This window comes from Anoxybacillus sp. TBDG-1 (genome assembly GCF_054815885.1).
In genome coordinates, this window is sequence record NZ_JBTZSY010000073.1 from 1 (window position 1) to 6,762 (window position 6,762).

General features: G+C 40.7%; 4 protein-coding genes. All 4 read left to right on the plus strand.

Going from position 1 to position 6,762, the window contains the following annotated elements; genetic code table 11:
* Nucleotides 1-62 precede the first annotated feature (62 nt).
* Complete coding sequence (locus ACYQY7_RS13415; RefSeq protein WP_461202799.1) at nucleotides 63-752, plus strand: Crp/Fnr family transcriptional regulator; 690 nt, start codon at nucleotides 63-65, stop codon at nucleotides 750-752.
* 109 nt (nucleotides 753-861) lie between these two features.
* Complete coding sequence (locus tag ACYQY7_RS13420; RefSeq protein WP_461202801.1) at nucleotides 862-1,389, plus strand: hemerythrin domain-containing protein; 528 nt, start codon at nucleotides 862-864, stop codon at nucleotides 1,387-1,389.
* 143 nt (nucleotides 1,390-1,532) lie between these two features.
* Nucleotides 1,533-5,216: a nitrate reductase subunit alpha gene (locus ACYQY7_RS13425; protein ID WP_461202803.1), complete on the plus strand. Its 3,684-nt coding sequence runs from the start codon at nucleotides 1,533-1,535 to the stop codon at nucleotides 5,214-5,216.
* The gene (gene narH, locus ACYQY7_RS13430) at nucleotides 5,206-6,681 is read left to right on the plus strand and encodes a nitrate reductase subunit beta (RefSeq protein ID WP_461202805.1); all 1,476 of its coding nucleotides are present in this window, start codon (nucleotides 5,206-5,208) and stop codon (nucleotides 6,679-6,681) included. Before ACYQY7_RS13425 ends, narH begins: the two co-directional genes overlap by 11 nt.
* Nucleotides 6,682-6,762: the final 81 nt, after the last annotated feature.

Consider the following 6,762-nt stretch of genomic DNA (forward strand, 5'->3'; position numbering starts at 1 on the left):
ACTTTATAAATAATTAATAGATTATTTATAAAGTTTTGTAAGTTTTCTGTAACGGCATACGTATGTCTCGGTTTATTAGCGAAAAAAATTTTGAACAACTAAAAAAGTTGGCGTATAAAACGATGAAAGTAAAAAAAGGAATGTTTTTGTTTCAAGAAGGGCAACTTGGCGAAAACTTTTTTGTCGTTTTATCTGGTAAATTTCAAATTAGTAAATTTTCTGGTGATGGAAAAGAGTTATGTTTACGGTTATGCGGTTCGAATGCCGTTATTGGTGAGCTTATGATTTTTGCTGAGAATGGAAGATATTTGTTTAACGGGCGGGCATTAGAAGATAGCGAAGTGCTGGTGATTAAAAACGAAGATATTGAAAAAGAGCTACTTGCTAATTCAGAGTTTGCTGTTGAATTTTTGAAAATGATGACTGATCATTTTCGGAAACAACATACGAAATTTCGCGATCTCGTTTTATATGGGAAAAAAGGGGCATTATATTCTACACTGATTCGTATGTCAAATAGTTATGGTGTTCAAATCAAAGACGGCATTTTATTAGATGTCCCTGTTACTCATCAAGATTTAGCGAATTTTAGTTCTACATCGCGCGAAAGCGTGAATCGCGAATTAAATACATTAAAAAGTAAAGGCATTATTTCTTTTAAAGGAAGAAAAATTATTATTCATAGCCTAGATTATTTAAAAAAACAAATTAACTGTGAAGGGTGCCCATCGTCATATTGCAATATTGAATAGTCAATAAATGTTCATTTTTTTTTACAAAAGGTGTGACGTGCATCACACGAAAAATCGTTTTCCTTCTATACAATAAATGTGTAAGTACATAAAGAAAAGAGGGATGACGATGGAGTTTTCGCCTTGCAGTCTCATTGGAAATGAACCTGTTTCGTTATGTCCAGCATTACAACGATTAAAAGAAGAACACGGTCCATTAAATGAAGAAAAATATGCCCTTTTTGTTGTAGCGAAAAGTATTTACGATGGTAAAGAGGAAGATGTTGTCCAAGCACTTATTTATTTGCGTGAACATGTGGAGCAATTTTTACAACGTTTAGATCCGCATTCACGACGAGAAGAGGAAGTATTATTTCCAATGATGGAACGCTATATTGGCAAACAGTTTGGTCCGATTGCGGTTATGGAATACGAACATCATGAAGCAAAACAAAATATTTCAACATTTTTGCAAAAGACAGAAACGATTCGTGCAGAAGAAGCGAAACAATTAGCTTCTTATGTAGTGAACGCATATATGATTTTAACTGATCACTTTGCCAAGGAAGAACAAGTACTTTTCCCGATGGCAGAAAAGTTACTATCAGCCGAAGAAAAAGAAGACTTAGCAAAAAGAATAGATGAGATTAAAGGCTAATCCGCTAAGGGTTAGTCTTTTTTTATATCATATTTCGACATATTTGTGACAATTAAAAAACATGTGAGGTACCTCACATTTATTTGTTACATCCCGCTTTATAGTGAAGGTAGAACGATTTCATGCGAAGAGGAGTGAGCGGTATGAAAAAAAAATCACCATTGTTCAAGCGATGGAACTATGTGAAACCGATTGAACGTCATGCGAATGGACATAGTGAAGTTACACATCAAGATCGTGACTGGGAGCAAATATATCGCAGAAGATGGCAACATGACAAAGTTGTCCGTTCAACACATGGTGTCAACTGTACGGGCTCATGTAGTTGGAATATTTATGTAAAAGACGGCATCGTCACATGGGAAGGACAAAAGCTTGATTACCCAACAACCGGACCTGATATGCCAGACTTTGAGCCTAGAGGCTGTCCACGGGGAGCGAGTTTTTCGTGGTACATTTATAGTCCGCTCCGTGTCAAATACCCATACGTTCGCGGCGTGTTGTTAAATATGTGGCGCGAAGCGTTGCAACAACATAAAAATCCGCTTGATGCTTGGAAAAGCATCGTTGAAAACCGTGATAAAGCGCAACGTTATAAGCAAGCACGCGGAAAAGGTGGATTCGTTCGTGCGGAGTGGGATGAAGTATTAAAGCTTGTTGCTACTTCTTTACTTTACACAGTAATCAAGTATGGACCGGATCGCAATGTCGGTTTCTCTCCCATTCCAGCGATGTCGATGGTAAGTCATGCGGCTGGCGCACGCTTTATGTCGCTTATGGGTGGACCGATTTTAAGCTTTTATGATTGGTATGCTGACTTACCGCCTGCTTCGCCACAAATTTGGGGAGATCAAACGGACGTGCCGGAAAGTAGCGACTGGTATAACGCAGGTTACATTATGACGTGGGGATCAAACGTTCCAATGACTCGCACACCGGATGCCCACTTTTTAGCAGAAGTTCGATATAAAGGAACGAAAGTCGTTTCGATTAGTCCAGATTTTGCTGAATCGACGAAGCTAGCAGATGAATGGTTAAGCGTGAAACAAGGGACAGATGGCGCTTTAGCGATGGCGATGGGACACGTCATTTTAAAAGAGTTTTATGTTGATAAACAAATAGAATATTTTATGAATTACACAAAACAATACACCGATTTTCCGTTTTTAATTACGCTCAAAAAGAGAGAAAACGGTGAATTGATTGCGGATCGTTTCTTGCATGCATCTGATATTGGACGAAATACGACAAACGGGGAATGGAAGCCAGCGCTTTGGAATGATCGAACAAACGATTTCGCCATTCCGAATGGAACAATCGGTTCACGTTGGGAAAATAAAGGGAAATGGAATTTAAAAATGGTAGACGAAGAAACAGAAGAAGCGATCGAGCCACGTTTAACGATGTTAGGAATAGAAGACGAAATCGCAATGGTGCAAATTCCATACTTTTCACATGATGAAAACAAAATTTTGAAACGTGCTATACCTGTAAAACGTGTGCAGGCTGGACATGAGGAATTGTACGTTTCGACTGTATACGATTTAGTTCTTGCTAACTATGGAGTGGATCGTGGCATTGGCGGGGAAGTAGCGAAAACGTACGATGATCTCGTACCGTTTACACCAGCGTGGCAAGAAAGCATAACAGGCGTAAAACGTGATCTCGTTATTCAAATTGCGCGTGAGTTTGCGCAAAATGCCGTAGATACAAAAGGGCGTTCCATGATTATCGTTGGTGCAGGAATTAACCATTGGTTTAACTCCGATACAATTTATCGAGCTGTTTTAAATCTCGTTTTATTCGTTGGAGCACAAGGGGTAAACGGTGGAGGTTGGGCGCATTACGTTGGTCAAGAAAAATTGCGTCCGGTCGAAGGTTGGCAAACGATTGCGATGGCGCGTGACTGGCAATCACCACCAAAGCTACAAAACGGCACATCATTTTATTATTTTGCAACAGATCAATGGCGTTATGAAGACACGCCAGTTGGACAGCTCGCATCACCGCTTGTTAAAGGAGCACGTTATCAACATTATGCCGACTATAATGTTCTTGCAGCTCGTTTAGGTTGGTTGCCTTCCTATCCAACGTTTGAGAAAAATGGGATCGATCTTTACAACGAAGCAGTAGCGTCAGGGGCAAAAACAGTTGAGGAAATCGGAGCATATGTAGCGAAGCAGTTAAAAGAGAAAACATTACGTTTTGCGATTGAAGATCCCGATAATGAGAAAAACTTTCCGCGCAACTTAATCGTTTGGCGCGCCAACTTAATTTCAAGTTCGGGAAAAGGGCATGAATACTTTTTAAAACATTTGCTCGGTACGTCGCACGGATTAATGAACGATGAAAAAGATAGCCTCCGTCCGCAAGAAATTACATGGCGTGAAGAAGCGCCAGAAGGAAAATTAGATTTGCTTATTAATCTCGATTTCCGAATGGCTGGAACAGCTTTATATTCTGATGTTGTATTACCTGCAGCAACATGGTATGAGAAACATGATTTAAGTAGCACAGATATGCATCCGTTTATTCATCCGTTTAATCCAGCGATTGCCGTACCATGGGAAGCGCGATCAGATTGGGAAATTTTTAAATCGCTTGCGAAGGCCGTATCACAAGTAGCGGAAGAAGTAGGCATGATGCCAGTTAAAGAAGTTGTGGCAACACCAATTCTTCACGATACACCGCAAGAATTAGCGCAACCGTTTGGGAAAATTAAAGACTGGAGTAAAGGAGAATGCGAACCGATTCCAGGAAAAACGATGCCGCAAATTCACGTCGTTGAACGTGACTATACAAAAATATTTGAAAAAATGACAGCGCTCGGTCCAAACGTTGTCAAAGCGCCTTTCGGTGTAAAAGGGATGACGTGGTCAGTAGAAGAAGAATATGAAAAGTTAAAACATGTGTTAGGCACGGTTCGAGGTGCCACTGTTGCGAACGGCTGCCCAGATATAAGCGACGCGAAGAAAGTAGCTGAAGCGATTTTAACACTTTCATCAACAACAAATGGACATGTAGCGGTGAAAGCATGGGAATCGCTTGAAAAGAAAACGAATTTACAACTAAAAGATTTAGCAGAAGAACGAGAAGAAGAATGTTTCACATTTGAACAAATTACAGCGCAACCGAAAACAGTCATTACATCGCCGGCATTTAGCGGGTCGGAAAAAGGTGGACGTCGCTATTCGCCATTTACGACAAACGTGGAACGACTTATTCCTTGGCGGACGTTAACAGGGCGTCAATCATTTTATATTGATCATGAGTTAATGCAAGAGTTTGGTGAAGCGATGGCAACGTTTAAGCCCATTTTGCAGCATAAACCGTTCCAAAAAAATCGCCCAAATATCGAGGGAAAAGAAATTACGCTTAATTATTTAACGCCGCACAATAAATGGTCTATTCATAGTATGTATTTCGATTCACAGCCGATGTTGACGCTATTCCGAGGCGGTCCAACTATTTGGTTAAGTAAAGAAGATGCGAAAGAGGCAGGAATTGAAGATAACGATTGGATTGAATGTTTCAACCGAAACGGCGTTGTTGTTGCGCGTGCAGTCGTTTCTCACCGTCTTCCAAGAGGAATTGCATTTATGCATCATGCACAAGATCGTCACATTAACGTGCCTGGGTCGAAATTAACGAACAACCGAGGCGGCACGCACAACAGCCCGACGCGCATTCATGTCAAACCGACGCATATGATCGGCGGTTATGCACAATTAAGCTATGGATTTAACTATTACGGTCCGACAGGAAACCAACGCGACTTGAACGTCATTATTCGCAAGTTGAAGGAGGTTGATTGGCTTGAAGATTAAAGCACAAATCGGCATGGTGATGAATTTAGATAAATGTATTGGGTGCCATACGTGTAGCGTTACATGCAAAAACACCTGGACGAATCGTCCAGGTGCCGAGTATATGTATTTTAACAACGTAGAAACGAAACCTGGCATCGGTTATCCGAAAAAATGGGAAGACCAAGAGAAATACAAAGGCGGTTGGGAATTGAAAAACGGGGAGCTTGAGCTAAAGTCCGGCTCAAAGGCAAACCGATTACTTCACTTATTTTACAATCCGAATTTACCAACGATTGATGACTATTATGAACCATGGAATTACGATTATGAAACGTTAACAAATAGCCCTGAAAAGAAACATCAGCCAGTCGCTCGACCAAAATCTGTATTAACCGGCGAGTTTATGGAGTTAAAATGGGGACCAAACTGGGAAGATGACTTAGCTGGTGCGCATGTCACAGCATTAGAAGATCCAAACGTATTGAAAATGGAACAGTCGATTCAAGCGGAATTTGAGCAAGTGTTTATGATGTATTTACCGCGCATTTGCGAGCATTGTGTCAACCCTCCATGCGTATCGAGCTGTCCATCTGGGGCGATGTATAAGCGTGAGGAGGATGGCATCGTTCTCGTAGATCAAAATGCTTGCCGCGCTTGGAGATATTGTGTATCAAGTTGTCCGTACAAAAAAGTATATTTCAACTGGCAAACAAGTAAAGCAGAAAAATGTACATTATGCTTCCCGCGATTAGAAGCAGGATTACCAACAATTTGTTCTGAAACGTGCGTAGGAAGGGTGCGTTACCTCGGAGTAATGCTGTATGATGCAGATCGTGTAAAAGAAGCGGCGAGCGTCACGAATGAAAAAGATTTATATGAAGCGCAGTTATCAATTTTCTTAGATCCGCATAATCCAGAAGTGATTGCGAAAGCAAAAGAGGAAGGCATTCCACAAGCATGGATTGAAGCGGCGCAACAATCACCTATTTATAAAATGATCGTTGATTGGAAAATTGCTTTGCCGCTACATCCGGAATATCGAACATTGCCGATGGTATGGTACATCCCGCCATTAAGCCCAATTACAAATATGATTGAAGGAAAGGGGAGTCGAGCAAGTGAATACGACATTTTCCCAGCGATTGATCATATGCGCATTCCAATTGAGTATTTAGCTCATTTATTAACGGCTGGCGATCAAGGGCACATTCGTACTGTACTGAAAAAAATGGCAGCGATGCGCTTGTATATGCGCGCGCTACAAACGAATAAACAACCAAATGAACAAATGATTCAGTCGTTAGGGCTAACCGGTGAAGATATGGAAGAAATGTACCGTCTATTAGCGATTGCTAAATACAACGACCGTTTCGTCATTCCAGCATCGCATCGCGAACAAGTTGCCGAGCTATACACAGAACAAGGTACATGTGGATTATCGTTTATCGGTGGACCGGGATCATGCGGCACCATTTCGTCATAAAGGGAGAGGGATAAGAACAGCTAAAATAATTTTATAAAAAATTATTAAACTCTATATACTATTTATAAAATATGGTATAAT

What these genes read in the sequence shown, in the direction of transcription:
- ACYQY7_RS13415 (WP_461202799.1), top strand. Translation starts at nt 63, where the DNA reads ATGTCTCGGTTTATTAGCGAAAAAAATTTTGAACAACTAAAAAAGTTG.
- ACYQY7_RS13420 (WP_461202801.1), top strand. Translation starts at nt 862, where the DNA reads ATGGAGTTTTCGCCTTGCAGTCTCATTGGAAATGAACCTGTTTCGTTA.
- ACYQY7_RS13425 (WP_461202803.1), top strand. Translation starts at nt 1,533, where the DNA reads ATGAAAAAAAAATCACCATTGTTCAAGCGATGGAACTATGTGAAACCG.